The organism is Streptomyces sp. A0592 (genome assembly GCF_004795115.1).
GTDB lineage: Bacteria > Actinomycetota > Actinomycetes > Streptomycetales > Streptomycetaceae > Streptomyces > Streptomyces erythrochromogenes.
The window spans coordinates 1-26,683 of the sequence record NZ_SSBM01000039.1; the positions used below are offsets into that span (position 1 = coordinate 1).

Here is a 26,683-nt window from a genome sequence, read left to right on the forward strand (position 1 = left end):
GGCGTTGATTTTTGGCACGCTGTTGAGTTCTCAAGGAACGGACGCTTCCTTTGTACTCACCCTCTCGGGCTTTCCTCCGGGCTTTCGTTCTGCTGTCTTGCGTTTCCGACTCTATCAGACTCTTTCGGGCCTGACCCCCAGTCAGCGGGGTTTGTCTTTCGGGCTGTTGGGCCCTTCCGACTCCCCAAACTCTAGTGGATTTCCCCGGCGATTCATAATCGGCCTTCGGAAATGAATTCGGGCACGCCGAAATCGTTCCCAGTGGGAGATCGTGCTGAGTTGGGTGCCGCAACGAGGCGGCCGATTCGTTGACGCCGAAACCTTCCGGCTGCGGAGCAACTCGAAGAACCTTACGGACCCGCGGGGTCTGTGTCAACCCCGGTGGTCAGCTGGGTGACTGGAGGTCTTCCACCCGGTCGAGCAGGCGCGTGAGCATGTCGCCCAGCACCCCGCGCTCCGCCGTCGAGAGGTCCTGGAGAAGGTCCTCCTCGAAGATCGTGGCCGCCCGCATCGCGTCCAGCCACTTGCTGCGGCCCTCGTCGGTGAGCTCCACGATCACGCGGACCCGGTTGGACTCGTCCCGTTCACGGGTGACCAGGCCCTCGGCCGTCATGCGGTCGATCCGGTGGGTCATGGCCGCCGGCGTGAGGCCCAGCTGCTTCGCGAGCTCGCTCGGGCCCATCCGGTAGGGAGCGCCGGAGATGACCAGGGCCTTGAGGACCTCCCACTCCGCGTTGCTGATGCCCAGGGCCGCGGTCTGGCGTCCGTACGCAACGTTCATGCGGCGGTTCAGGCGGCTCAGCGCCGACACGACCTTCTCGACCTGGGGGTCGAGGTCCTGGAATTCGCGCTGGTAGACGGCGATCTGCTCATCGAGGCTCGGCTCGGGGACGGACGTCGTGCCGTCGGGGGTGTCACCCATGCGTCGAAGTATGGCACGAGCGCGTTGGCGTCTAACTCCTTCGGTGTGTACTGTTAAGGATCGAACTTTAGGCATGAAGTCTTCAGTCTTCAGTTATCAAGGCAGGTGAGAAGTGACCAAGGTGATGGGCGCTGCGATGCGGCGGATCCAGGCCGGGAACGCGCTGACCGCGTTCGGCATCGGTTTCACGGTTCCGTTCCTCTACATCTATGTGGCGCAGGTGCGAGATCTGGGCTCCATGGCCGCCACGAGCGCGTTCGTGGCCTTCGCCCTCGGTGCTCTCGTCGCGCTGCCCTTCACCGGTCGGGTCATCGACCGACGTGGTCCGGTGCCCGTGGTCATGGGTGCGGCCGTCGCCGCCTCGGCGGGTGCGCTCGCGCTCGGGCTCTCCACGGGGGTCGTGCCGATCCTGCTGTCCGCGCTGGCGCTCGGCGCCGGTCAGGCCGTGATGCAGCCGGCCCTGGCCACGATGATCGTGTGGTGCTCCACGCCGTCCACCCGGACCCGTGCCTTCGCCCTCCAGTTCTTCATGCAGAACCTGGGTCTGGGCATCGGCGGTCTCCTCGGCGGTCAGATCGTCGACGAGAGCCGGCCCGGGAGCTTCACCCTGCTGTTCGGCATCGAGGCCGTGATGTTCCTGGTGCTGGCCGGTGTCGTCGCCACCGTGCGGCTGCCGCACGTGCCGGCCATCAAGGACGCCGTGCCGAAGGACCCGGCGCAGGCCGGGGGCAGTGGCTGGAAGCGGCTGCTGCAGCACAAGGCCATGGTGCAGCTGTGCGTGCTGGGCTTCGTGGTGTTCTTCGCCTGCTACGGACAGTTCGAGTCGGGTCTGGCCGCCTTCGGCACGGAGGCCGCCGGGATCTCCCCCTCCACGCTCGGTTTCGCCCTCGCCGCCAACACCGGTGCGATCGTCCTCGCGCAGTTCGTCGTGCTCAAGCTGGTCGAGAAGCGCCGCCGGTCGCGCGTGATCGCGCTCGTCGGGCTGATCTGGACCGGGGCGTGGCTGATCGCCGGGTTCTCGGGGCTGGGCCACGGCAGCGCCATGATGGCCGCCGCCGCGTTCATCACCACGTACGCGCTCTTCGGCATCGGCGAGGCCATGCTGTCGCCGACCCTGGCCCCGCTGGTCGCCGACCTGGCGCCCGAGGGCTCGGTGGGCCAGTACAACTCGGCGTTCGCGCTGGTCAAGCAGATGGCGCTGGCGCTGGGGCCGCTCGGGGTGCCGCTCGGTGCGGGTGCTCCCATGCTGTACATCGCGGTGTTCGTGCTCGTGTCGCTCGGGATCGCCGGCCTGGCACTGCGGCTCGGCAAGGGCCTCACGCCGATGCAGGACAACCCGGTGCTGGCGAGCAGGGTCGTCGCGCAGGGCGGTCCGGCCGTCGCCGTGAAGGAGCCCGTGCAGCCCGTGCACGCGTAGCCGCGCGGGTACGTGCGTACGGGGAAGGCCCCGGTCCATGTGGACCGGGGCCTTCCGTGTGTCCGGATTGCTGTGGCTACTTGTCCGGCAGGGCGAACTCGCACCAGACGGCCTTGCCGCCGCCCGGGGTGCGGCGCGAGCCCCAGGAGGAGGCGATGGTGGCCACGATCGAGATGCCGCGGCCGGTCTCGTCGGCCGGTTCGGCGCGGCGGCGGCGCGGCAGGTGGTCGTCGCCGTCGGTGACCTCGATGATCAGCCGGCGGTCGGTGCGGCGCAGCCGCAGGCGCATGGGCGGGGTGCCGTGCTGGAGGGAGTTCGCGACGAGCTCGCTCGCCGCGAGGACCCCGAGGTCGCAGAGCTCGACGGGGAAGCGCCAGGAGGCGAGGACCCCCTGGGCGAAGGCCCGGGCGCGCGGGGCCGCTTCGATGCCGCCCAGGAGTTCCAGGGCGGCGTTGTGGAAGAGCTCGGCGTCCGCGCCGCTGCGGGCGGGCTGCTGGAGCACCATCACAGCGACGTCGTCGTCGTGGTCGGCGTCCACGCCGAGGGCGCGCATGAGGCGGTCGCAGATGACGGTGGGGGTGCCCTGGGCGCCGGCGAGGGCGCGTTCGAGCGCGGCGACGCCCTCGTCGATGTCCTCACCGCGGCGTTCGACCAGGCCGTCGGTGTAGAGGACGGCGGTGGAGCCGGGGCCGAGCGCGATCGTGCCGGAGGTGTGCAGCCAGCCGCCGGTGCCGAGCGGCGGGCCGGTGGGGTCGGCGGCTCTGCGTACGGTGCCGTGCTCGTCGCGGACCAGGATCGGGAGGTGGCCGGCGGAGGCGTACGCGAGCAGGCCCTCGTTGGGGTCGTGGACGGCGTACACACAGGTGGCGATCTGGCTGGCGTCGATCTCGGCGGCGAGTCCGTCGAGGAGCTGGAGCACCTCGTGCGGGGGCAGGTCGAGGCGGGCGTAGGCGCGGACGGCGGTGCGCAGCTGGCCCATGACGGCGGCGGCGCGGACGCCGCGGCCCATGACGTCGCCGATGACGAGGGCGGTGCGGCCGGCGCCGAGGGTGATGACGTCGTACCAGTCCCCGCCGACGGCGGCCTCGGTTCCGCCGGGCTGGTAGGTCGCGGCGATGCGCAGGTCGTCGGGCTGTTCCAGTTCCTGCGGGAGCAGGGAGCGCTGGAGGGTGACGGCGGCCTCGCGCTGGCGGCGTTCGCTGGCGCGGAGGCGCTCGACGGCCTCGGCGTGGTCGGTGACGTCGGCGAGGTGGATCAGGACGCCGGCGTGGTGGGCTTCCGCTTCCGGTGCGGTCCCGTTCTTGGGGAACTCCACGGGGGTGCAGGTGACGGTGTACGAGCTGCCGCCGCCCGGTGCGGTGCGGTTCTTGGCGGTACGGGGCTTGCCGCTGCGCTGGACCTGGTCGAGGAGGGGGAGGAGGCCGAGCTCGCCCAGTTCGGGGAGGGCCTCGTGGGCGGGGGCGCCGGGGGTGCGGGCGCCGAAGCCGGCGGTGTAGGCGTCGTTGACGTACGCGACGCGGTGCTCGGGGCCGTGGACGAGGGCGACCAGGGCGGGGAGCCGGCCGAGGACCTCGCGTACGGAGAGCTCGTCGAGGGAGGGCACGGCGGTGAGGACGCCGGTCCGCCGGGCCGGGGCCGTGCCGGTGCCCGGTCCGGTGTCTGGGCCGGTCCCTGCGCCGGTCCCGGTGCCGGAGACCGTGGAGTCTGCGGGGTGGCCGTCGGCGGGCGTGGACCGCTGCGCTCCGGGGTCGGGGCGGCCGCCGCGGGCTGCCGGGACCGCGCCTTCGCCCCGCTTGGCCTGGGCTGCGGCGTGTTCGGTCCGGGCGGCGGCGCGGCGCTGCGTTCCGGGAAACCGGGCGCTCCAGCGCGTGAAGTTCACTGCGTTCAAGCCTCGTGGTGTCGCGAGTGGTCGCTGTGTCGCTCGTGGGCGGTCGCTGACGGGACGATGTCACTCTGTGCAGGTGTGAGCACACCTATGGTCACACGTCCAGTGTGGCCGACCGCACTGACAACGTCAGCCCTGGCCGTTCTGCGGGGGGTTGGGGGCGAGGGGCGGGGGAGGTGACTTGGGGCCGCCGCCTGCGGCCAGTTCGAATTCTGCTCTGGGGTGTTCGAGTGAGCCAAGGGAGACGATCTCACGCTTGAAGAGCCCGGAGAGGGTCCATTCGGCAAGTACGCGCATTTTCCGATTGAAGCTCGGGACGCGGCTGAGGTGGTATGCGCGGTGCATGAACCAGGCCGGGTAGCGCTTGAGCTTGCGTCCGTAGATGTGGGCGACGCCCTTGTGCAGGCCGAGGGAGGCGACCGAGCCGGCGTACTTGTGGGCGTACTCGGTCAGGACCTCGCCGCGCAGGGCGGCCAGGAGGTTGTCGGCGAGGACCTTGGCCTGGCGGACGGCGTGCTGCGCGTTGGGGGCGCACTCGCGGCGGGGCCCCTCCGCGTCCGGCGGGGCGGTGATGTCGGGGACTGCGGCCGCGTCGCCCGCGGCCCAGGCGTGCTCGACGCCCTCGACGGTGAGGAAGGAGGTGCAGACGAGGCGGCCGTGGGCGTTCCTGGGCAGGTCGGTCGCGGCGAGGACGGGGTGGGGTTTGACGCCGGCGGTCCAGACGATGGTGCGGGTGGGGAAGCGGGCACCGTCGCTGAGGACGGCGACGCGGTCCTCGCAGGATTCGAGCCGGGTCTCCAGACGGACGTCGATGTTGCGGCTGCGCAGTTCGCGGACCGTGTAGACGCCCATCTCGAGGCCGACCTCGGGGAGGATGCGGTCGCTGGCCTCGACGAGGACCCACTTCATGTCCTCGGGCTTGATGTTGTGGTAGTACCGCGCGGCGTAGCGGGCCATGTCCTCCAGCTCGCCGAGGGCTTCGACGCCCGCGAAGCCGCCACCGACGAAGACGAAGGTGAGGGCGGCGTCACGGATCGCGGGATCGCGGGTGGAGGAGGCGATGTCCATCTGCTCGATGACGTGGTTGCGCAGGCCGATGGCCTCTTCCACGGTCTTGAAGCCGATGCCGTAGTCGGCGAGGCCCGGCACGGGGAGGGTGCGGGAGACGGAGCCGGGGGCGAGGACGAGCTCGTCGTACTCGATCTCGATGGGGCCGGTGTTCTCGTCGGCGGTGGCGAGCGTGTTCACGGTCGCGGTCCGTTTGGCGTGGTCGATGCTCGTGGCCTGGCCGATGAGGATGCGGCACTTGCCGAGGACGCGGCGCAGGGGGACCACGACGTGGCGCGGGGAGATCGCGCCCGCGGCCGCTTCCGGGAGGAAGGGCTGGTACGTCATGTACGGCTCGGGTGTGACCACCGTGACCTCGGCTTCTCCCGCTCTGAGCTTTCGCTGGAGCCGGAGCGCCGTATACATGCCGACGTAGCCGCCGCCGACGATCAGGATGCGCGTGCGGGGCGGGGTACCGGGGGCCGTGCCCCGGGAGTTAGCAGCCTTCACCATCCCATGACGCATCGTGGCCGGGAGTTTGTCCACAGGCCCGGCGGATTGTGTGACCGGTGGTGGCCCTGGGGCGGGCCGGTGGAGGGCCTCGGGCTGTGGTCGAAGTTCGCAGGTCAGGGCGGGCGGAGAGGGCAGTTCCGGGGGTATGGAAGGGAAAAGTGGGGGTGAATGCTCCGATCGGGCGGTGGTCCGTCCGGGGCTGCCTCTTCTGAATTGACTCTGGCTCAACTATGTTCGTATCTCGTCGAGGACCGGGCCTGAGACCGTGGCCCCCCTCGGCGTGAAGGCGGGGAGTGTCTCCGGGGGGAGACAAATGATTACCGGGGGATACATATGAACATTTCCGATTTCCATGGTTCTGCGACCGCTCTCTCGGTCGAGAGCAACGGTCGCGCCCTGACGAGCGCAACCACGCACGGTGTGGGCCGGTCCACGCCGCTGCGCGTCGACGCCCAGCGCAACCTGGAGCACGTGCTGCGCGCGGCCCGCGAGGTCTTCGGCGAGCTGGGCTACGGGGCTCCGATGGAGGACGTGGCGCGCCGCGCGCGGGTGGGTGTCGGCACCGTGTACCGGCGGTTCCCGAGCAAGGACGTCCTGGTACGTCGGATAGCCGAGGAGGAGACCGCCCGGCTGACCGAGCAGGCCAGGACGGCGCTGGGTCAGGAGGAGGAGCCGTGGCAGGCGCTGTCGCGCTTCCTGCGCACCTCCGTGGCCTCGGGCGCCGGGCGGCTGCTGCCGCCGCAGGTGCTGCGCGTCGGCTCGACCGCCGAGGAGGCGGAAGAGGCGGCGGAAGAGGCGCGGGTTCCGCACCAGCGCCAGGCGGCCGAGGCGGCTGGGGCTCCCGGGCTGCGGGTCGTGGGTGCGACGCGGAGTGCGGCCGAGGACGAGCCTTCGGACGACGCGGGTGCGGGTGCGCTGCTGGAGGTCGTCGGCCGGCTGGTGCACCGGGCGCGGGAGGCCGGCGAACTGCGTGCCGATGTCACGGTGGCCGATGTGCTGCTGGTGATAGCGACGGCGGCGCCCGCGCTGCCCGACCCGGCGCAGCAGGCGGCGGCTTCGACCCGGCTGCTCGACATCCTGCTCGAGGGCCTGCGTTCCCGGACGGTGTGATCTCGGCGGTCCGGTGCCTGCCCGTCCCTGGCGGGCGGGTACCGGGTCGGTACGGGTCGGTACGGGTCGGTACGGGTCGGTTCCGGCCGGTGCCGGGTGGATCGGGTTCGGTACGGGTCGATACGGGGTCGGTACGGGGTCAGCACCCGGGTGGTGGTGGTCCGTTGGCACGGGCGGCGGCCTGTTCGGCGCTGCGTCGAAACCTGCCCGGACGGGTGGATGGTGCGCAGAGGGGTCCGACGGGTGTCCGCCATGTGACACGCTTGATCGGTGTACCGGTTGAGCGTGTCGTGCGGGAGCTTCCGCGATGAGCATTGACGGGCGGGAAGAGTCACCCGGTGGCGCCGGGGGCGAGACCGAGGTGGGCAGCCTGCCCGCGCGGCAGGTGCCGGCTCAGCGCGAACCGGGCGGGCGGCACGCACGTTCGTCCGGCTCCACGGGTCCGGCCGGCGCCGGGGGTGAGCTGCCGCCGTCCGACGCGGACTTGATCGCCCGGATGCGGGCCGGCGACGACGGCGCCTACGCGGAGCTGTTCCGTCGCCATGCCGACGCCGTACGGCGCTACGCGCGGTCCTGCTGCCGGGACGGGCACACCGCCGACGACCTGACCGCCGAGGTGTTCGCGCGGACCCTGCAGGCGGTACGGGGCGGGGCCGGACCGGACCAGTCGGTGCGGGCCTACCTACTGACCACCGTACGCAGGGTCGCGGCGGCCTGGGGCAAGACGGCCAGGCGGGAGCATCTCGTCGAGGACTTCGCCGTCTTCGCGGAGCAGGCGGCCACGCGTACCGAGAGCGGCGCCGCGATGTCGGGGCTGTCGGGGGACGACACCCTCGAACTGGGCGCGGACGTACGGGCGATGCGGGAGGCCGAGCAGTCGCTGGCCATGCAGGCCTTCCGGAGCCTGCCCGAGCGGTGGCAGGCCGTGCTGTGGCACACCACCGTCGAGGAGGCGTCGCCGAGTGCGATCGCGCCGCTGTTCGGGCTGAGCGCCAACGCGACCGCGGTACTGGCCAGTCGCGCCCGGGAAGGGCTCAAGCAGGCCTATCTGCAGGCCCATGTGAGCTCGGCGCTGAGCGAGGGCGGCGACTGCGCCCGGTATGCGGACCGGTTGGGCGCCTATGCGCGCGGCGGGCTGCGGATGCGGGCGGAACGGGGTCTGCGGGGGCACCTGGAGGAGTGCGCGAAGTGCCGGCTGGCCGCCGGGGAGCTCAAGGACGTCAACGCGGGCATTCCCGCACTGCTTCCGGTCGCGGTCATCGGATGGTTCGCCGCCGGGTACGCGGCCAAGGCGGCCGGGGTGGTGGCCGGTGGGGCCGTCGCCGCGGGCGGGGCCGGGGCCGCGGCGGCCGCCGCGGGCGGGTCGGCCGCCGGGGGCGCCGCCGCCGGTGCGGCTGGGGCCGGAACCGGGGCCGGGGCCGCTGGAGGTACCGCCGGGTCCGGAGCCGGGGCAGGGGCTGCGGGTGGCGCTGCCGGCGGAGCCGGGGCCGGTGGTTCCGGGTCCGCGGCCGGGAGTGCTCTGGCGGCCGAGGGCCTCGGGCTGCCGGTCAAGGCCGCCATCGCCGCCGGTATCGCGGTGGCCACTGCCGCCGGGGTGGTGTTCGCGCTGTCCGGGGACGAGGCCGAGCCGCAGGCCCGGGTGACGCCCGCGCCGAGCGTGGCGGCGCCCGCCGTGCCGAAGGCAGCCGCCTCGCCGTCGCCCTCGGCGGAGCCGAGCCCGCCCGGGGAGGAGCCGCCGCCCGCGCGCGCCTCCGTACCGCCGTCGCCGAAGCCGACGCCTTCGGCCTCGGGCTCCCCGTCTCCGGCGGCGCCCTCCGCGTCCCCGTCCCCGTCGCCCTCTCCCGACCGGCAGAAGCCCGCGCCCGCGCCGTCCCCGAGCACGCCCTCGCCGAAGCCGACGCCCCCGTCGCCCGTCCCGAAGCCGCCGGAGTCGTTCCGGCTGGCCGCCCTGCCGTACACGGTGCAGGGCGACCACAGCGGCCCGGAGCTGCAGAGCTGGCGCAGCAGCTGGGTGTGGCAGCGCCGGGGCCTGCGGGTGGGCGACCGACGGTTCGCGCAGGGGATCACGGTGAACTCGCGTTCCTCGGTGGAGATCTCCCTCAATCGGCAGTGCACCAGCTTCTCCGCGTGGGTGGGGGTGGACGGCCTGTCGCTGCTCACCGACGGGTCGGTGCGGTTCTCCGTCTACGCCGACGGGCAGCGGCTGTGGCAGTCCGGGGCCCTCGGGTACGAGGATCCGCCGGCGGCCGTCCAGGTGTCCCTCGCCGGGCGCAAGTCGCTGCGGCTGGTGGTGGAGCCAGCTGCTCCGGGCAGCCTGCCGACGCTGGCGAGCTGGGCCGACGCCGTCATCGCCTGTCGCTGAGCGCCTGCCGGTGAGCACCTGTCGGTGAGCGCCGCCAGGGCCTGATCAGCTGCCGGTGAGTGCCGTGACGAGGTCGGCGGGGGTGAGCGCCGCGCCCGCAGCCTCCTCCCGGGCCCAGCGCTCGGGGCCGAGCAGCGCGCGGGTGCGCTCCGGGAGGCCGTCCACGACCTCCGCCTCGGGGACCGAGCGGGGCAGGCCCGCGCGCCAGGCGGTGGCCGCCGCGAAGGCCCGTACGGCTTCGGCGGGGCGGTCGGCGTCGGCGAGGAACCGGGCCGCCGCCTCGGCGATGCCGGCCAGGACGCGCTCGGCGCACCGCCCCTCGACGGCGGCGCCCAGAGCGGGCCCGATCAGGGCCAGTGCGGCCGCCGGGCCCTGTTCGCGTGCGGTGAGGACGGCTGCGACGGTGTCCAGCCCGGCGGTGAGCTGGGCCGGCACGGTGATCCGTTCGGTCTGGACGCGGGCGAGCTCGCACTCGGTCCGGGCCCGGACGGCGTCGCCCCGCTGGAGGGCGAGCATGGCCGCGAGGAGCCGGGCGTAGGCGCTGACGTCGTACACGCCGCCGTGCTGGTCGGCCTCCTCGTCGGCTTCGGCCAGGAGCCGCTCGGCGTCGTCGAGGTCGCCCGCGCTGTAGGCGGCCTCGGCGATCCGGGCGATGGCGAAGGGTGCCTCGACGTGGGCCCCGACCTCGCGGGCGAGGCGCAGGCACTCCTCGAACTCGGCGCGGGCCTCGGCGTACCGGCTGCGCGAGAGGGCGATCTCCCCGGCGGCGCTCGCGACCTGGGCGCGGGTCCAGCGGTCGCCGACGCGCTGGGCGATCGCGTGGAGTTCGGCGAGGTCGGCGTCGACGGTGGGCAGGCCTCCGGTGACGTCGATGGCGACGTGGGTGCGCAGCATGAGGACGACGCCCAGTTCCCATTCGCCCGCGTGGCGGCGGCAGTTCTCGACGGCCTGGTCCAGGTCGGTGTGGAATTCGAGGACGTCGCCGGTGAGGAAGGAGGTGGCGGGCCAGAGGATGCCGGGGAACACCGCGGTCTCGGGGGAGCCGTGGCGGAAGGCGGTCTTGATGTGGACGGCTAGGTCCCGGTACTCGGGGGTGCGGAACCTCTCGGCGGAGTTGCTCTCGGCGAGCAGGAACATGTCGAAGACCTGCAGCCGCATGCGGCGCCAGTAGGCGGGCGTGCCCTCGGGCGGTTGCGCCGGGGTGAGGGTGAGGATCCGGGTGGTCCACTCGGCGCCCTCGCCACGGTAGTTGCGCAGCCACCAGAACCAGCCGAGGGCGAAGGCCAGCCGCTGTGCGGATTCGACGTCGACCTCTTCGACGGTCGTGGTGTGGAGGGCGGCGCGGAGGTTGTCGAGCTCGGTCTCGACGAGCCGGATCCAGGGGAGCTGGGCGGCGGACCGGATCAGGGGTTCTGCCTGTTCGGCGAAGGCGAGGAAGTGGGCGACGTGGCGGCGGGCGGTGGCCCGGGCGTCGGCCGGGTGGGCGGCGGCGCGTTCGGCGGCGTACTCGTGGATGGTTTCGAGCATGCGGTAGCGCATGCCGTGGTCCTCATGCGGTTCGGCCAGGACGAGGGACTTGTCGACGAGGGAGCCGAGGGTGTCGGCGACGTCCGGGCCGGTGCCGGTGCCGTCGCCGCAGACGGCTTCGGCGGCGGCGAGGTCGCAGCCGCCCGCGAAGACGGACAGCCGGCGCAGGACGGTGCGCTCGGCCTCGTCGAGGAGGTCCCAGGACCAGTCGACGACGGCCCGCAGCGTCTGCTGGCGCGGCAGGACCGTACGGGCGCCGCTGGTCAGCAGCCGGAAACGGTCGTCCAACCGGTCCGCGATCTGCCGCGGCGTCAGCAGCCTCAGGCGCGCCGCGGCCAGCTCGATCGCGAGCGGCAGCCCGTCGAGGCGGGCGCAGATCTCGGCCACCGCGGCGGGGTCCTCGTCCACGGTGAACCCGGCGCGGGCCGCCGCCCCGCGGTCGGCGAAGAGCTGATGGGCGGGGTCGGGCGGCAGGGGCTCGACGGGGCGGACGGTCTCCCCCGGGATGCCGAGGGGTTCGCGGCTGGTGGCCAGGACCCGCACACCGGGGCAGTGGGTGAGGAGGCGTTCGGCGAGCTCGGCGGCGGCTTCGACGACGTGCTCGCAGTTGTCGAGCACGAGCAGCAGGCTGCGGTGGGCGCAGTGCTCGACGAGGCGGGTCGTCGGGTCGGCGGCGGCCGTCGGGGCCGGGGTCTCGCGGGCGACCAGGGAGTTCTCGCGCAGGCCGAGGGCGCTGAGGACGGCGCCGGGGACGGCGGCGGGGTGGTCGAGGCGGGCGAGTTCGACGAGCCAGCCGGGCTCGGGGTGGGCCGCGGCGGCGTGTTCTGCGAGGCGGGTCTTTCCCGAACCGCCGGGTCCGGTGAGGGTGACGAGGCGCAGCCGGGCCAGGTCGCCGTGGAGGGAGGCCAGGTCGGGCTCACGGCCGACGAAGGAGTTCAGGCGGGGGCGGAGGTTGCCGCGGAGGGCCTCCGGCCGGGAGGGCTGGACCGGCTCAGGCCGGAGCGCGTGCAGGGCACCGGGCTCGGCCGGCTGCGCGAGCGGGCCGGCGGGCTGCGCGTCCCGCTCGGCGGGCCGACTCGGCGGAGCCGGCGAGGCCGCCTGCGGGATCTGCGGGGCCTGCTGGGTCGGGTGGTTCGACGAGGCTGGCACGGCCGCCCCTGGGGTCTGCGGGACCTGCGGGGGCACCTGCGGGTACGGCGGGGCCGGCACGGCCGCCTGCGGGTACGGCGGGGCCGCCTGCCGGGCCTGCTGGTTCGGGTGGTTCGGCCAGGCCGGCACGGCCGCCTGCGGGGTCTGGGGGTTCGGCAGGGCAGGCAAGGTGGCCTGCGGGTGCGGCGGGGACTGCGGGGCCGCCTGCGAGGCCTGCAGGGTCGGGTGGTTCGGCCAGGCCGGCACGGCCGCCTGTGGGGCGTGCGGGACCTGCTGGTTCAGCAGGGTCGGCGAGGCCGGCACGGGCGCCTGCGGGGACTGCTGGGGTGGCAGGGGGCGGGGCCGGAGGAGTTCTGCGTGCAGGGCGGTGAGTTCCGGGCCGGGGTCGGTGCCGAGGCCGTCGGCGAGGGCGCGGCGCGTGCGCTCGTACGCGGCGAGGGCGTCGGCGGGACGGCCGGCGGCGCGCAGGGCCCGGAGGTGCTGGGCCCGCAGCGGCTCGTCGTACGGGCTCTTGCGGACCAGCGCCTCGATCTCGGGCAGGAGCAGCGCCGGGGCGGTGGTGCCGGTGAGCAGGTCCGCCTCGATGCGTCGGCGCAGGGCGGCGGAGCGGCGCGCCTCGGGGGCGGCGGCGTGCGCGGTACGGGCGGGCTCCGCCAGGTCGGCGAGGGCGGGGCCGCGCCAGAAGGAGAGGGCGGTGCGCAGGGTGCGGGCGGCGCGCTCCGGGTCGGCGGCCAGTTCCCGGTCGCCCTCGGCGGCGAGGCGGGTGAAGCGGTGGAGGTCGACGTCGTCGCGGGAAGCGGCGAGGAGGTAGCCGCCGGTGGGGGCGGCGGGGACGGTGTCCCGGCCGCCGAGGGCGCGGCGGAGGCGGGCGACGAGGGCCTGGAGGGCGGCCGGGGCGTCGAGGGGCGGGGCATCTCCCCAGACGTCGTCGACGAGTTCGGCGACGGAAGCCGGGCGGCCGGCCCGCAGGGCGAGGGCGGCGAGGAGCGCGCGCAGCCGGGCGCCGCCGATCGGGAGGGCGGCGCCGGTCTCGTCGTGTGCCTCGGTGACGCCGAGGATGAGGTACCGCACGCGCCAATTCTGCCCGGCCGCGCGGTGGGTGGCGGCGGGATCCGGAGTGCGCCCCCGCCCGGCGACCGCCGGGCCGTCAGGTGATCGAGGTGCCCGCACCGGCTTCCAGGGGGGTGCGCAGGGCCTGGGCGAGCGTGGCGATGCTCTGCTCGGTCAGCCGGATCCCGGACGGTGCGGCGGTCCTGGCCGTCCCGCACCCGTTCGGCCAGCCCCTGGTCTCCGTGCGGGTGAAGAGGACGTCGACCTCGCCCAGCTCCGGGTCGCGTTCGGCCGCGATCCGCTTCATCCGCTGGATCCGGGCGAGGCACTCGACCGGCCTCCTGCGGCCACCGGCCGGTGATCGCGTCCACCGCATCGCTCGTGCCCGTCCGCCGCCGCCGTCAGGACAGCGCCGGGCGGTGTACGGGGACTCCCTCGGGCACGGCCCGGCGGCGGGCCGCGGACGTTCCCGTCCAGCACGTGCCGCGCCGGGCCAGCAGCCGGTGCAGCCACAGCTCCATCGAGACGAGTTCCGCGAGCCCGTCCAGCGGGACCGGCCGGCCTTCGGCCGCGTCGAGCAGTGCCTGCCGCACGACCCGGGCCTCGATCAGCCCGGCGTCCGCGAGCAGCGGGGCGGCGAAGAGGTCCAGCAGGTCGCTCAGGGCGGCGCGCAGCCCCAGCCTGGTCGCCGTCTCGTTCGGCGTGTGCGCGGTGGCGCCCCAGCCCGGCGGGAGCTCGCGCACTCCGGCCGAGTACAGGACGCTGCGCAGGATCTCCGCCCGGGCTCCGGGCTGCACCCGCAGGGATTCGGGCAGGGCGCGGGCGGCCCGTACGACCTGGTTGTCGAGGAAGGGGGCGTGCAGGCGCTGGCTGCGGACCTCCACGGCCTGTTCGAAGACCCGGTGGTCGGCGGCCTGGCGGGCCAGCACGGAACGGGCCCGGGCCTCCCCCGGGCGCAGCGACAGCGGCGGCCGCCCGGCCGCGGCCGAGAGCCGGATCGATACTTCCGCCAGCGCCTCCCCCGTGAGCCAGCCCGCCGCCGGACCCGGCCGGGACCAGGTCAGGGCGGCGAGGGAAGCGTCCACCGGACCGGAGGCGCGCTCGGTGACCCCGCCCTCGCGGAGCCGGGCCGCGGCGGCCTCCATGCCCGCGCGGTACGTCGTACGGGCGAGTCTGCGGGCCGCCGAGTACACGGTGAGCGGCACCAGCAGGGACTCCCCGGCCGCTCCGGCGGCGGAGGCCGAGCGGGCCAGCGCCGCCACCGGACGCAGCAGGTGGCGGCGGCGACGGTCCATCAGGAGGTCGGCCATGCGGGCCGGGTGGGCGTCGAGGACCTGCCGGGCGCCGTGGCCGGTGAAGTGGTCGGCCGCTCCGGCGGCGAGTCTGCGCCGCTCCCGGGCGGCGAGGACCAGGGAGGGGCCGGGTTCGTCGGTGAGCGGTCCGTCCAGGTCGGTGTACGGGAGGGCCTCGGCCGCGGCGGCGACCACGACGTGGTGCAGGCGCGGGTCGGCCGCGATGGCCCTGGCGCGTTCCAGTTCGTCCTCGCGCCCCTGCGGGGTGGCCAGGTCGTTGAAGGTGACCGCCAGCAGGCGGGCTCCGGCGGGACTGGTGAGGCTCCCCGGCGCCCCCGGCAGACCGGCCGCCAGCAGGGCGAGCGTCGCGGAGGCGCTGCCGCCGGACAGGTCGGCGCCCACCCCGGGGGCCGGGGCGCCGCGGGCCGCGCGCCGATCGGCCGGTCCCATGCCGGGCACGGGGCCGGGATCGTACGGTGGCGGGATGTCGGGAGCATGCCGCGGAGCCGTGAGCCGGGCGCGCACCGCGTCCACCAAAGCTTCCCGTACGCCCTCCACCGCGCGGTCGGCGTCGGCCTCGGGGGCGGCCACGGCGAGCGAGGCCACCTGCTCGTAGCCGGTGATCTCGCGGGAGCCCTCGCGCAGGATGAGGGCGTGCCCGGGCGGGATGCGCCGGACCCCGGCGTACGGTGTGCCGTCGCCCAGCGCCTCGGGGCTGTCCGGACAGGCCAGCAGGGCGGCGAGATGGCCGATGTCGAGCTGCGCCTCGATGAGGTCGGCGAGCGGGAGCGCGGCGGTGGCATACGCCGTCCCGCTCGCCCAGGGGGTGTAGAAGACGGGCCGGGCGCCCGCGAGGTCGCCGACGACGGTGATGCGGCGGCCGGCCTGGACCACGGCGGTGTAGCTGCCGGACCACTGGGTGAGGTGGCGCAGCGCACCGCCGCGCGCCGCGTACAGGGCCCTGCGCAGTTCGGCGTCGGTCGCGCCGCAGCAGCCGAGGACCGCGAGCCGGGTGAAGGGGTCGGCGGGGTCCGCGGTGACGGTGCGGATCTCGTCGGGGCGCCAGTCGCCGACGGCCCAGAGGGGGTCGGGGTCGCCCCAGAGCAGCTGGGCGCCGACGGGGTGGACGGTGCGTTCCGCGTCCGCGCCGGGGTCGCCCGCGTGGGCGGCGTCCGCGATGCCGCCGTGCTGGGGCGTGCCGCCCGGGCCGTACGCGCCCGGGCCGTGGCCGGGTCCCTGGCCGGGTCCCTGACCGGAGACGCGGCCGGCCGTGCCGAAGCTCGCGGCGATACTGCTCCACCCCACCAACCAGCGCACCGCCGCCTCCCCAGCCTGTGGGCACATGACCGGGGCACGGGCAGCACGGACAGCGCTGAGGGCGCGATCGGTGGGACCCCGGTGGCTCGGGTCCATGCTGCCACGGGACAGGCGTGCGAGAGGGGTTATAGGGGGCGCACACACAAACGAACACGCCCCGGCCACGCAGTATTTGGCGTTCCGTTCCCACCGCCCCATAGGTCGCTTTCGGCCATTCTTCGGCCGCCTGGAGAGCCGTCGCGCGGTGTCGGCGCCCGGCGCGCGGGCGCGGCCCGGGAGGCGGAATCCGCCCCCCGAGCCGTTCCGCCACCCGCGGGGATTGAGGCAGCGGCATCCCCCGGCCCGCCCGGTTCGCGCAGCGGGCCGACCCACGCACCGCACATCGAATCGCCGGGTCCGCGGACCGGCCAGAGCGCACGGGCGGGCGCACGGCCACACGGGCGGAGCACGCGACGAGACGTGCGCCCCCGTGGCCTGCCCCGGGCCGGACCGTGCAAACGGACAACAATCCCGCCATACGGAAGTAAGGGCCTTAACGCTTGGGAGGCGGGGAACTACGCTGGGTTTACGAAATGCCGGGCGCCTATGCCCCGGCGGCGTATGCGTTCCGCGTGTGACGAGGGGTGGCGCATGTCCAGGGAGCTCCGCGAGCCCAATGAGAAGCTCGGCGCCGTCCTCGCCCTCGCGGGCATCAGCAACGCCGGGCTGGCCCGGCGCGTCAACGACCTCGGCGCGCAGCGCGGCCTGACGCTTCGGTACGACAAGACGTCGGTGGCCCGGTGGGTGTCGAAGGGGATGGTGCCGCAGGGCGCCGCCCCGCACCTGATCGCCGCCGCCATCGGCGCGAAACTGGGCCGGCCGGTGCCGCTGCACGAGATCGGCCTGGCGGACGCGGACCCCGCGCCCGAGGTGGGGCTGGCCTTCCCGCGCGACGTCGGCGCGGCCGTCCGTTCGGCCACCGACCTCTACCGGCTCGACCTCGCCGGGCGGCGCGGCGGTGGCGGGATCTGGCAGTCGCTCGCGGGCTCGTTCTCCGTGGCGGCGTACGCGACGCCCGCGTCGCGGTGGCTGATATCTCCTGCCGACAGCTCGGTGGCCCGGGAGCCGGCGGGTTCTGCGGGTTCCGGCGGCCCGGCGGGTTCCGCGGGTCCGGCGGGCTCCGCGGGTCCGGCGGGCTCGGCGCACCACCACCCCGCGGCTGAGACCTCCTCGATTCACGATGCCCCGGTTCCCGGCGCACCGGCCCAGGACGCAACGGCGCGCGACCTCCCGTCACCACAGCCGCCGAAGCCACCGATGCCCGGGACGCCGGAGACGGGTCCCCGGCGCTCCCCGGAAGGCCGTACGACCGGGCCGGCGACAGGCCCGATGACGGCACCGGCAGGCCGGACGACAGGCCCGCCGTCCACCGTTGTGCCCGCCCAGCACGGACCCGAAACGCTGCGCGACCACGTGCAGCGCGTGGGCCACAGCGATGTGACCAAGCTGCGCGAGGCCGCCGAGGACGCCCGCCGCTGGGACTCCAAGTACGGCGGCGGCGACTGGCGTTCGTCGATGGTCCCCGAGTGCCTGCGGGTGGACGCGGCACCCCTGCTGCTGGGCTCGTACACCGACGAGGTGGGCCGCGCACTGTTCGGCGCGACGGCCGAACTGACCAGGCTCGCCGGGTGGATGGCCTTCGACACCGGCCAGCAGGAGGCGGCCCAGCGCTACTACATCCAGGCGCTGCGCCTCGCCCGCGCGGCCGCGGACGTACCGCTCGGCGGCTACGTACTGGCCTCGATGTCCCTCCAGGCGACCTACCGGGACTTCCCGGACGAGGGCGTGGACCTCGCGCAGGCTGCCGTCGAGCGCAACCGCGGCCTGGCCACGGCGCGCACGATGAGCTTCTTCCGGCTGGTCGAGGCCCGGGCGCACGCGAAGGCGGGCGATTCGGCGGCCGCCGGGGCGGCCCTGCGGGCCGCGGAGGGCTGGCTGGAGCGGTCCCGCGAGGGCGACCCCGACCCGACCTGGCTCGGTTTCTACTCGTACGACCGTTTCGCGGCGGATGCGGCGGAATGCTACCGGGACCTCAAACTCCCCCGGCAGGTGCGGCGCTTCACCGAGCAGGCGCTCTCCCGGCCCACGGAGGAGTACGTACGTTCCCACGGGCTGCGGCTGGTCGTCAGCGCCGTCGCGGAGCTGGAGTCGGGCAATCTGGACGCGGCGTGCGCGGCGGGCACCCGGGCGGTGGAGGTGGCGGGCCGGATCTCCTCGGCGCGCACGACCGAATACGTACGGGACCTGCTGCACCGCCTGGAACCCTACGGGGACGAGCCGCGCGTCGCGGAGCTGCGCGAGCGGGCCCGGCCCCTCCTCGTGGCTCCGGCGTAGACCCGCGTGGCCTCGTTGTCGGTGCGGGGGTGCAGTATGCAGGGGTGGGAGGTGTCGGCGTGGGCGGTGGCGTGGACTGCGATGTGCTGGTGATCGGCGGCGGAATCGTCGGCCTGTCGACGGCGCATGCCTTGTCGCGCCTGGCTCCGGGTACGAAGGTGATCGTCCTGGAGAAGGAGTCGGGCCCGGCCCGGCACCAGACGGGCCGCAACAGCGGTGTGATCCACAGCGGCATCTACTACCGCCCGGGCTCGCTCAAGGCGCGCTTCGCGGTGAGCGGCGCCGCCGAGATGGTGAAGTTCTGTGCGGAGCACGGGATCCCGCACGAGGTGACGGGCAAGCTGATCGTCGCCACCGAGCGCGAGGAGCTGCCCCGGCTGCACGCCCTGGTCCAGCGCGGCCGGGAGAACGGCATCCCGGTGCGCGAGCTGGGGCCGGCCCAGATCACCGAGTACGAGCCGCAGGTGCAGGGGCTGGCCGCGATCCACGTCGGCAGCACCGGCATCGTGGACTACGGCCGGGTGAGCGCCCAGCTCGCGGAGTCCTCGGGTGCCGAGATCGTCTACGGCGCCGAGGTGGACCTGATCTCGCGCCGCGCGTCGGCGGTGGCCGTGCGCACCACGTCCGGCCTGGTGTTCCGGTCCCGGATGCTGGTGAACTGCGCGGGCCTGCACTGCGACCGCATCGCCCGCCTGGCCGGAGACGACCCGGGCATGCGGATCATTCCCTTCCGGGGCGAGTACTACGACCTGACCCGCCCGGACCTGGTCCGGGGCCTGGTCTACCCGGTGCCGGACCCGGCGTTCCCCTTCCTCGGGGTGCACCTCACCCGCGGCATCGGCGGCGGCGTCCACGTCGGCCCCAACGCCGTGCCGGCGCTGGCCCGCGAGGGGTACGACTGGTCGACCGTGCGCCCGCGGGACATCGCGGACGAGCTCGCGTGGCCGGGCGCTTGGCGGATGGCCTCCCGGCACTGGCGGTACGGGACGGGCGAGATCCACCGCTCACTGTCCAAGCAGGCCTTCACCCGGGCGGTACGCCGCCTCCTGCCGGCCGTCACCGCGGCGGACCTGCAGCCCGCGGCGGCCGGGGTCCGCGCCCAGGCCGTCCTGCGGGACGGCACCCTGGTCGACGACTTCCTGATCCGCGACGCCCCGCGCACGATCCACGTCCTCAACGCCCCCTCCCCGGCCGCGACGGCCTCCCTCCCCATCGGCCGGGAAATCGCCACCCGCGCCCTTCGGACCCTCGGCTCGGCCTGAGCGGTCCGGAGGCGCAGGGGGCCGGGTGGGGGTGGCGCGCCGCGCTCGCGGACCCGGCCCGCCCCGTGGCACGCCCCGCTCGCGCAGCGCCGCCACGACCCCCCGTCGTAGAATCAGCGCATTGTGTCTGAGTCCCTGAACCCCACGCCGCCCGCCGTCCCGGACGCCCCCGTCGCCGACTACTCCGACGGCCCCGCGCCGGAGGCGAACTCGTACGTGCCCCCGAAGTGGCGCACGGAGCCCCGCTTCCCCGACGGCCCCTCGCCGGACCCGGCCGGCTCGCACCACGAGCGGCGGATCCGGAGCTTCCAGCCCCGGCGCAGCCGGGTCACCACCGGCCAGGGCGAAGCCCTCAAGCGACTCTGGGGCACCTGGGGCCTGGACATCGACGGCCACTCGGTCATCGACCTGAAGACGCTCTTCGACGGCCTCCCGGTCGTCCTGGAGATCGGCTTCGGCATGGGCGAGGCCACCGCGCAGATGGCCGCCGCCGACCCCGGCACCGGGATCCTCGCCGCCGACGTGCACACCCCCGGCCAGGGCAACCTGCTCGCCCTCGCCGAGCGTGGCGGCATGACCAACGTCCGCGTGGCCAACGGCGACGCGATCATCCTGCTCCGCGAAATGCTGCCGCCCGACGCGCTGGCCGGGATCCGCGTGTACTTCCCGGACCCCTGGCCCAAGGCCCGCCACCACAAGCGCCGGCTGATCCAGCCCGAGTTCCTCACGCTGGCCGCGACCCGTCTGGCACCCGGAGCCGTACTGCACTGCGCGACGGACTGGGAGCCGTACGCCGAGCAGATGCTCGAAGTCCTCACGGCGCACCCCGACTTCGAGAACACGCAGCCCGACGGCGGCTACGCCCCGCGTCCCGACTTCCGGCCGCTCACCCGCTTCGAGGGACAGGGCCTCGACAAGGGCCACGTCGTACACGACTTGCTCTTCCGTCGCACGGAGAACTGACAACGTCACCGCGCGTGTCCGAGCGGATCGCTAGGGTCATGATGTGTTCCGAGCGCTCCGCCCCGTTCTCGCGCGTCCGTCCGGCACGGTCCGCACGTGCGTGCTCCTCGTGCTGCTCGCCGGCACCGGCATCGCCATCCTCGAGCTCGTGCGGGAGCAGACGGGCACGCCCGGCTTCTTCGTCGGCCTCGGCCTGGCCCTGCTGCCGGTGGCGCCGCTCATGGCGGCCTTCCGCTGGCTGGGCCGGGCCGCGCCGGCGCCCTGGTCCCAGCTGCTGTTCTGCTTCGGCTGGGGTGCCTGCACCGCGGCGCTGATCGCCATACTGGCCAACAACTTCGCCACCCAGTGGATAGCCGCAGCGACCGCCGACCCCTCGGAAGCGGACCAGCTCGGCTCGGTCGCCATCGCCCCGGTGGTGGAGGAGAGCGCCAAGGCGGCCGCACTGCTGCTGGTGTTCGCGTTCCGGAGACGGCATTTCACCGGTCCCGCCGACGGTTTCGTGGTGGCCGGCTTCACCGCCATCGGCTTCGCCTTCACCGAGAACATCCTCTACCTCGGCAATGCCTTCGTGCAGGACCTCGCCGACGGCACCGGAGTCCTGGACTCGGTGACCGCGGCGACCTTCTTCGTACGGATCGTGCTGTCGCCGTTCGCGCACCCGCTGTTCACCGTGCTCACCGGGCTCGGTTTCGGCGCGGCCGCGGTCAGCGCACGCCGTTCGCGCCGGATCTGCCTGCCGCTGCTCGGCCTGGCCCTCGCCATGGGCATGCACGCCCTGTGGAACGGCTCCTCGCGGTTCGGGGACCACGGCTTCTACGTCGTCTACAGCTGCGTGATGGTCCCGCTCTTCGGGCTGCTGGTGTGGCTGGCCGTGCGGATACGGCGCGGCCGGCTGCGGGCCGTATCCGGGGAGCTCGCGCTGTACGCGGCCGCGGGCTGGCTGTCTCCCGCCGAAGTACCCGCCCTGGCCTCGATGCCGGCCCGGTCGCTGGCCCGCTCCCTGGCACGGCGCAGCGGGGGCCGGGCCGCCGGCCGTGCGGTCGCCCGGTACGAGGCGGACGCCGTCGCCCTGGCGCTGCTGCGGAACCGGGCGCGCCGCGGGGGTCCGCTGCGCGAGGCGGACTTCGCGGGCCGGGAACGGGAGCTGCTGAACCGGCTGTGGCAGCGCCGCGCGACGGCCGGACCCGCGCTGGCCCGGGCGGCGGTGATGGAGGAGCTGCTCCCGGCCTGCTTCGACCCGTGGGATCAGGTCGCGCCGCCGGAGCCGTTCACGCCGCAGGAATCGTTCGCGCCGTCGGAGCCCGCGGCCGCCCCGGCCGGTCTTCCCGGGCCGCGGCGGGAGGGGCCGTTCGTCAGACGTTCAGGCCCTTGGACTCCAGCCACGCCAGCGGGTCCATCGTCGATCCGCCCTTGCGTACTTCCAGGTGGAGATGGGGTCCGGTGACGTTTCCGGTGGCGCCGACCCGGCCGATGGTGTCGCCGGCGCCGACCGATCCCGAGGTCACCGACATCGAGGAGAGGTGGCAGTACCAGATCTCCGTGCCGTCCTCCAGCTCCAGCACGATCCGGTAGCCGTACGCCCCGGACCAGCCGGCCGAGGTGATCTTCCCGGCGCCGACCGCCTTGGCGGGAGTGCCGGTCGGGGCCGCGAAGTCGAGGCCGGTGTGGCGGCCGGAGGACCACATGGAGCCGGAGACCCCGTAGTGCGAGGTGAGGGTGTAGGCGGAGGTGGGCAGGGACCAGCTCCCGGCCGATGCGGCGGGCCGCTCCTGCGCCGCCTTGGCCTCGGCTGCCTTCCTGGCGGACTCGACCTCTTCCGCGGCCTTCGCCTCGGCCTGCGCCTTGGCCTCCTCGGCCGCCTGACGGGCCTCTTCCAGCTTGCCCTTGGCCTCCTGGACCGCCGCTTCCCGCGCGACGCGCTCGGCTTCCGCACGGGCCGCCGCCTCGGCCGCCCCCTGCTGCGACTCGGCCTGCTGGAGGATCCGGTTGCGCAGGATCTCGCCGGCGTCGGCGCCGCGGTCGGCCTGCTGGGCGATGATCCCGGCCGTCCCGTCGCGGTCGGCGTCCTGGCCGGAAACCCCGTCGCCCTGGCGGTCGTTGCCCCCGGGCATCAGGTCCGGGAGGGAGGGCATGGATATCGCGACCTGCGGCCGGTCCTGCGCGGTGGCGATGCCGCTGGCGCCGACCGCCGCGATGACACCGACACCGAGCACGGTGGAACTGCGGGCAAGTCCCCCGCGCTGCTTGGCGACCCGGTGCTTGCCCCGGACCGGACGGACCGAGTCCTCGGTGGGGTTCCACTCGCCCCAGGCACCCGCGGTGGGCGGCTCCTGGATCTCGATGCCTTCAGGAGCAGGCGAGTTGGAGGCCACGGGGGCACACTCCTCATTGACACGCACGCGCACGGTGCCGTCTCTTGCGACGGCCGGGACGACCGCGCTGCGTTATCGAAAGGTAATAGAAGTGAGGGAGTGATTCCAAGCTGTTGCGCTTGATCGTTCCCACCAATTGACCACGGCCTGGCTTGCTTTGGCCATACCTTATCGGCACATAAAGGATGCAACCAGGGCAAAAATCAAGCGAGTCACCCATCTCCTCGGCCACAGGCTTGACATGACTGACCATCAATCAGCTTGCGCAGCGCACTTGTTCAGCTACTCATTGTCACGACACGTTGTCGCCCCGTCTCACCACCGGCACCGTCCGCCGCCGCTCCGTCCGCCGCCGCTCCACCTGGCTCCGCTCCGGCCGTCGCCGCACGGGCCGGCCCACCGCGAGCAGCGCCATGTCGTCCGTCGTCCCGCCGCCCGTGTGCCGCCGTACGTCGCCGCTCAGCGCGCCGAGCAGGGCGTGCGGGCCGGCCAGGACCCGGCCGCGCAGCCGGGCCGCCGGATCGTAGAAGGCCCCCGTCCGGTCGCGGGCCTCCGTCAGCCCGTCCGTGTAGAGCAGCAGGGTGGCCCCCGCCGGGAAGGCCCACTGCTCGGCCCGGCCGGGCCGGACGCCCAGATCGCCCATGCCGAGCGGCAGGGCCGGCTCGGCCGGGGCGAGCACCGCAAGGTCCCCGTCCCCGTACAGCAGCAGCGGCTCGGGGTGGCCCCGGTTGAGCAGCCGCAGCACCCCCGACTCCGGCGGGATCTCCCCGAGCACGCACGTCGTGAACCCCTCCACCGCGTCCAGGCCCTCGCGCCGGGCACCCTCCCGGTCCAGGGCCCGCTCCAGCCTCTGCGCCACCGCCTCCAGCGTCGGCTCGGTCTCCGCCGCCTCCCGGAACGCCCCGAGGACCACGGCGACGGCCTCGACCGCCCCCAGCCCCTTGCCCCGTACGTCGCCCACCGCCAGCCGCACCCCGTACGGGGTCTCCTGCACGGCGTACAGGTCCCCGCCGATGAAGGCATCGGCCTGCGCGGCCTCGTACCAGGCGGACACCTGCAACCCGCCGATGCGCTCGGCGGGCTTCGGCAGCACCGCCCGCTGCGCCGCCTCGGCGATCCCGCGGGCGGAGGCCAGCCGCTCACCGCTGCGCCGCACCACCCGGTTGATCAGCAGCGCCAGCCCGGCCACGGTCACCATGGTGGCCAGCTCGGTCAGCCCCTGCGCCGTCCAGGAGGTGCCGTGGTGGACGTGCAGCAGGAACACCGCGAGCACGGCCAGGACGCCGGTCATGGCCGTGGCCCACAGGGTGTACAGCGGAGCGGCGATCAGCGGGGCCGCGGAGAAGGACGGTGATCCGGTGAAGCTGGGCGGCGTCAGCAGGTCGAAGACCAGGCCGACGGCGATCAGCACGCCCGGCAGCACCCGGAGCACCCGGCGGGCCGTACCGCTCCCGCCGCCGGCCACGCGCCGCCCGCCACCGCTGCCCTTCCGGCCCAGCCCCACCACACGCTCTCCTGCCGCCCGGTCCCGCGTCCACGGGTGCGGGCCGCCGCCGCGCCCCTCAAGGCTGGCGGCAGGAGCGGGCGTACGGCGACCCGGCGGTGGCCGTACGGGTGACGGGGCGCGAAGCCGGGCCGCGAACACGACGAAGGCCCGGTTCCCAAGGGAACCGGGCCTTCGTCTTCAGTAGCGGGGACAGGATTTGAACCTGCGACCTCTGGGTTATGAGCCCAGCGAGCTACCGAGCTGCTCCACCCCGCGTCGGTAAACACAACTCTACGCCATCCGGGAGCGCCCCTTCACCAATTACCCTCCAGCCCACCCAGGAACCGGCATCACTGCAGGTCAAAGCCCTAAAACTGACCCGAAACCGGCGCCCCGCGGACGAAGATCATCTCTGTTGCACGGCGGTGACATTGCAGGGATGGTTCCGCGATCAGATCCGGGCGAAGATTCATCTGTCGCCAGGGCCAGGGGGAACACGGACCGGCCGGACGACACCGACCACACCAACCGGCCTCGGCACTCTGCCGATGCCCTCGTGATTCCTGGGGGGAGTCCACCATGTCCGTTCGCACCGCAGCCGCCATCGCAGTCGTCGCCGGCGTTGTCACCACTCTGCTGCCGCTCTCGGCCACCGCCGCGTCCGCCGCACCCGCCGCCGACGACCACGCAGTGCTGCGCACGGAGATGGGTGCTCCCGTCCCCGGCGGCCCGCTGTCCCGCGGCGGCGCCACCGAGACCTTCGACCTGACGGTGAAGAACCCGACCGGCAAGGCCGTCGAGTACAAGCCGTGGATGCTCCTCGACCCCAAGGGCCCGAGCCTGCTCCAGAGGGACGACGTCGTCTTCAAGGTCGAGGCGGTGGACGCCCCGGCGACCAAGTCCTCGGTCGGCCAGCAGGACGGCGGCTGGCAGGGCACGTTCTCCCCCTCCGCCAAGGACGCCTACGCGGGCTTCGACATCCCCGCGAACGGCAAGATGACCTGGAAGGTCACCATCGGCCTGGGCGCGAACTACCCCACGAACAACGGCGACTTCAACTTCACCGCCACCAGCTACAACAACTCCGTCGCCACCGGCGGCGCGGACTCCCACCTCTTCAAGGTCGACCCGCAGACCAAGACGGGTGAGCTGAGGACCTGGTTCAAGCAGGTCAGCTCGGGCAAGGACGGCCAGGAGCAGCGCGCGTACCTGGACCTGAACTACCAGGCCACCGGCGACGGCGCGTTCGGCACCGCTCTCGCCACCAGCCTGATCCTGTCGCACCCGGGCGAGCAGGACGCGGACTTCCGGCTCCAGGCGCTGATCGACGGTCGCTGGCAGGACGTCAAGGCCGAGGACAGCCGCTACGCACTCCCGAACATCGCCAAGGGCTTCGGCGCCGCCTCCGGCGTCCACACGCAGCCGCTGCGGCTCAGCCTGGGCAAGAACAGCAAGCTGACGAAGCGGACCACGATCACGATGGAGGCCGAGGTCCGCCAGGCCGAGGGCAACACCTGGCCGCTCATGACCGTCCCGGTGAAGTTCCCGCTGGTCCCGATCGCGGAGCCGGCGCCGACCGAGCCGACCACCAACCCGACCACCCCGACCACCAACCCGTCCCCGACGCCGACCCCGACCCCGTCCTCCACCTCCTCCTCCGCCGTCCAGCAGGCCGTCGTCACCACCACGGGCAACTCCAACGTGACGACCACGGGCTCCTCCACGGGCTCCCTGGCCACCACCGGCGCCGGCTCGTCCACCGGCCTGTACGCCGGCCTCGCCGCGGCCCTGGTCGCGCTCGGCGCGGCCGCCACCTGGCTCGGCCGTCGCCGCCGCACCCACGCCTGATCGCACCTCCCCACACCCCGAACACCCCGAACACCCCGAAGCGCCCCGCCCGATCCCCCGGGCGGGGCGCTTCACATGGCGCGCGGACACCCTCAGGCGGCGGCCGGTGCGCGGTGGCGGGTCAGGACGTGGGTGGTGGAGCCGTCGTCCTCCCGCAGGTCGCGGACGTGCGCGAAGCCGATGCGGGTCAGCAGGGCCAGGGAGGCGGTGTTGGGCTCGGCCACCGTGGCGTGCACCTCGGTCAGGCCGAGGCCGGTGAAGCCGTACGCGACGATCGCCTCCGCGATCTCGGTGCCGAGGCCGGATCCCCAGGCCTCGGGGGCCAGGGCGTAGATGATCTCGTGGCCGTCGACCTCGTCGGTCCGCTTGATCTCGGCGTGCCCGACCAGCCGCCCGTCCCTGCGCACGGCCCAGACGTCGAACAGGTCCTCGGCGTAGACCTTCGTGAAGACCCGCCCGAACAGGGCCCGGTCCTCGGCCTCGGTGGCGGGGCCGTCCCCCATCCACCGGGAGACCCGGGTGTCTTGGAAGAGGGCCACGAAGGCTTCCTCGTCCTCGGGGGTGTACGGGTCCAGGAGCAGGCGTTCGGTACGCAGAACCGGAGTCACGGCGGCGACGCTACCGTCCGCCGCCCCGGGCTTCACCCGGTTTACGGCCCGACCCGGACACAGCACAGCGCCCCGTCCGCGGCGGGCGGACGGGGCGCTGGGAGCGGTAGGCCATGTCGGACTCGAACCGACAACCAACGGATTAAAAGTCCGCTGCTCTGCCAATTGAGCTAATGGCCC

Annotated in this window: 17 protein-coding genes and 2 tRNA genes; 8 read left to right on the plus strand and 11 right to left on the minus strand. The window is 73.9% G+C overall.

Going from position 1 to position 26,683, the window contains the following annotated elements; translation table 11 throughout:
• Nucleotides 1-385 precede the first annotated feature (385 nt).
• Nucleotides 386-922 carry a MarR family transcriptional regulator gene (locus E6U81_RS33395; RefSeq protein ID WP_030666248.1) on the minus strand — a complete coding sequence of 179 codons (537 nt, stop codon included), beginning with the start codon at nt 920-922 and terminating at the stop codon, nt 386-388.
• A gap of 124 nt (nt 923-1,046) precedes the next feature.
• Between E6U81_RS33395 and E6U81_RS33400 the strand changes: the two genes are divergently transcribed.
• Complete coding sequence (locus E6U81_RS33400) at nt 1,047-2,339, plus strand: MFS transporter (RefSeq protein ID WP_168714806.1); 1,293 nt, start codon at nt 1,047-1,049, stop codon at nt 2,337-2,339.
• Nucleotides 2,340-2,415: 76 nt separating this feature from the next.
• On the opposite strand, the gene E6U81_RS33405 is transcribed toward E6U81_RS33400, so the two are convergent.
• A complete protein-coding gene (locus tag E6U81_RS33405; RefSeq protein WP_136233789.1) occupies nt 2,416-4,218 on the minus strand; it encodes an ATP-binding SpoIIE family protein phosphatase in 1,803 nt (600 codons plus the stop codon).
• Nucleotides 4,219-4,353: 135 nt separating this feature from the next.
• Entirely contained in the window at nt 4,354-5,784 is a 1,431-nt protein-coding gene (locus tag E6U81_RS33410) for an NAD(P)/FAD-dependent oxidoreductase (RefSeq protein ID WP_136233762.1), read from the minus strand.
• 333 nt (nt 5,785-6,117) lie between these two features.
• Here E6U81_RS33410 and E6U81_RS33415 point away from each other — a divergent pair, with 333 nt between their 5' ends.
• Together E6U81_RS33415 and E6U81_RS33420 are read left to right on the plus strand one after the other, a co-directional pair.
• Complete coding sequence (locus tag E6U81_RS33415; protein ID WP_136233763.1) at nt 6,118-6,894, plus strand: helix-turn-helix domain-containing protein; 777 nt, start codon at nt 6,118-6,120, stop codon at nt 6,892-6,894.
• 307 nt (nt 6,895-7,201) lie between these two features.
• A complete protein-coding gene (locus E6U81_RS33420) occupies nt 7,202-9,256 on the plus strand; it encodes a sigma-70 family RNA polymerase sigma factor (RefSeq protein ID WP_136233764.1) in 2,055 nt (684 codons plus the stop codon).
• Between the two features lie 45 nt (nt 9,257-9,301).
• Here the strand turns inward: E6U81_RS33420 and E6U81_RS33425 are convergent, their stop codons facing one another.
• From E6U81_RS33425 to E6U81_RS33435, 3 genes are all read right to left on the minus strand, one after another.
• A complete protein-coding gene (locus E6U81_RS33425) occupies nt 9,302-13,003 on the minus strand; it encodes a BTAD domain-containing putative transcriptional regulator (protein ID WP_136233765.1) in 3,702 nt (1,233 codons plus the stop codon).
• Between the two features lie 76 nt (nt 13,004-13,079).
• Nucleotides 13,080-13,289, minus strand: coding sequence for a hypothetical protein (locus tag E6U81_RS33430; RefSeq protein ID WP_136233766.1), 210 nt, complete (start codon nt 13,287-13,289; stop codon nt 13,080-13,082).
• Between the two features lie 94 nt (nt 13,290-13,383).
• Nucleotides 13,384-15,591 (minus strand): asparagine synthase-related protein, encoded by a 2,208-nt coding sequence (locus E6U81_RS33435; RefSeq protein WP_240804164.1) that lies wholly within the window; start codon nt 15,589-15,591, stop codon nt 13,384-13,386.
• A gap of 630 nt (nt 15,592-16,221) precedes the next feature.
• Between E6U81_RS33435 and E6U81_RS33440 the strand changes: the two genes are divergently transcribed.
• From E6U81_RS33440 to E6U81_RS33455, 4 genes are all read left to right on the plus strand, one after another.
• A complete protein-coding gene (locus E6U81_RS33440) occupies nt 16,222-17,964 on the plus strand; it encodes a sporulation protein (RefSeq protein WP_136233768.1) in 1,743 nt (580 codons plus the stop codon).
• Nucleotides 17,965-17,993: 29 nt separating this feature from the next.
• A complete protein-coding gene (gene lhgO / locus E6U81_RS33445; protein WP_206310086.1) occupies nt 17,994-19,226 on the plus strand; it encodes an L-2-hydroxyglutarate oxidase in 1,233 nt (410 codons plus the stop codon).
• 123 nt (nt 19,227-19,349) lie between these two features.
• Complete coding sequence (gene trmB, locus E6U81_RS33450) at nt 19,350-20,189, plus strand: tRNA (guanosine(46)-N7)-methyltransferase TrmB (protein ID WP_206310087.1); 840 nt, start codon at nt 19,350-19,352, stop codon at nt 20,187-20,189.
• A gap of 43 nt (nt 20,190-20,232) precedes the next feature.
• Nucleotides 20,233-21,633: a PrsW family intramembrane metalloprotease gene (locus tag E6U81_RS33455; RefSeq protein ID WP_136233770.1), complete on the plus strand. Its 1,401-nt coding sequence runs from the start codon at nt 20,233-20,235 to the stop codon at nt 21,631-21,633.
• On the opposite strand, the gene E6U81_RS33460 is transcribed toward E6U81_RS33455, so the two are convergent.
• The 3 genes from E6U81_RS33460 to E6U81_RS33470 form a co-directional block, all read right to left on the minus strand.
• Entirely contained in the window at nt 21,542-22,561 is a 1,020-nt protein-coding gene (locus tag E6U81_RS33460) for a M23 family metallopeptidase (protein WP_136233771.1), read from the minus strand. The genes E6U81_RS33455 and E6U81_RS33460 overlap by 92 nt on opposite strands.
• A gap of 292 nt (nt 22,562-22,853) precedes the next feature.
• Complete coding sequence (locus tag E6U81_RS33465) at nt 22,854-24,026, minus strand: PP2C family protein-serine/threonine phosphatase (protein ID WP_240804167.1); 1,173 nt, start codon at nt 24,024-24,026, stop codon at nt 22,854-22,856.
• 223 nt (nt 24,027-24,249) lie between these two features.
• A tRNA-Met gene (locus E6U81_RS33470) sits at nt 24,250-24,323 on the minus strand.
• 303 nt (nt 24,324-24,626) lie between these two features.
• Here E6U81_RS33470 and E6U81_RS33475 point away from each other — a divergent pair.
• Nucleotides 24,627-25,895 (plus strand): hypothetical protein, encoded by a 1,269-nt coding sequence (locus tag E6U81_RS33475; RefSeq protein WP_136233773.1) that lies wholly within the window; start codon nt 24,627-24,629, stop codon nt 25,893-25,895.
• A 92-nt stretch (nt 25,896-25,987) separates the two neighbouring features.
• Here E6U81_RS33475 and E6U81_RS33480 read toward each other — a convergent pair whose 3' ends face one another.
• Both E6U81_RS33480 and E6U81_RS33485 read right to left on the minus strand, forming a co-directional pair.
• Nucleotides 25,988-26,503: a GNAT family N-acetyltransferase gene (locus tag E6U81_RS33480; protein WP_168714804.1), complete on the minus strand. Its 516-nt coding sequence runs from the start codon at nt 26,501-26,503 to the stop codon at nt 25,988-25,990.
• Between the two features lie 107 nt (nt 26,504-26,610).
• A tRNA-Lys gene (locus E6U81_RS33485) sits at nt 26,611-26,683 on the minus strand.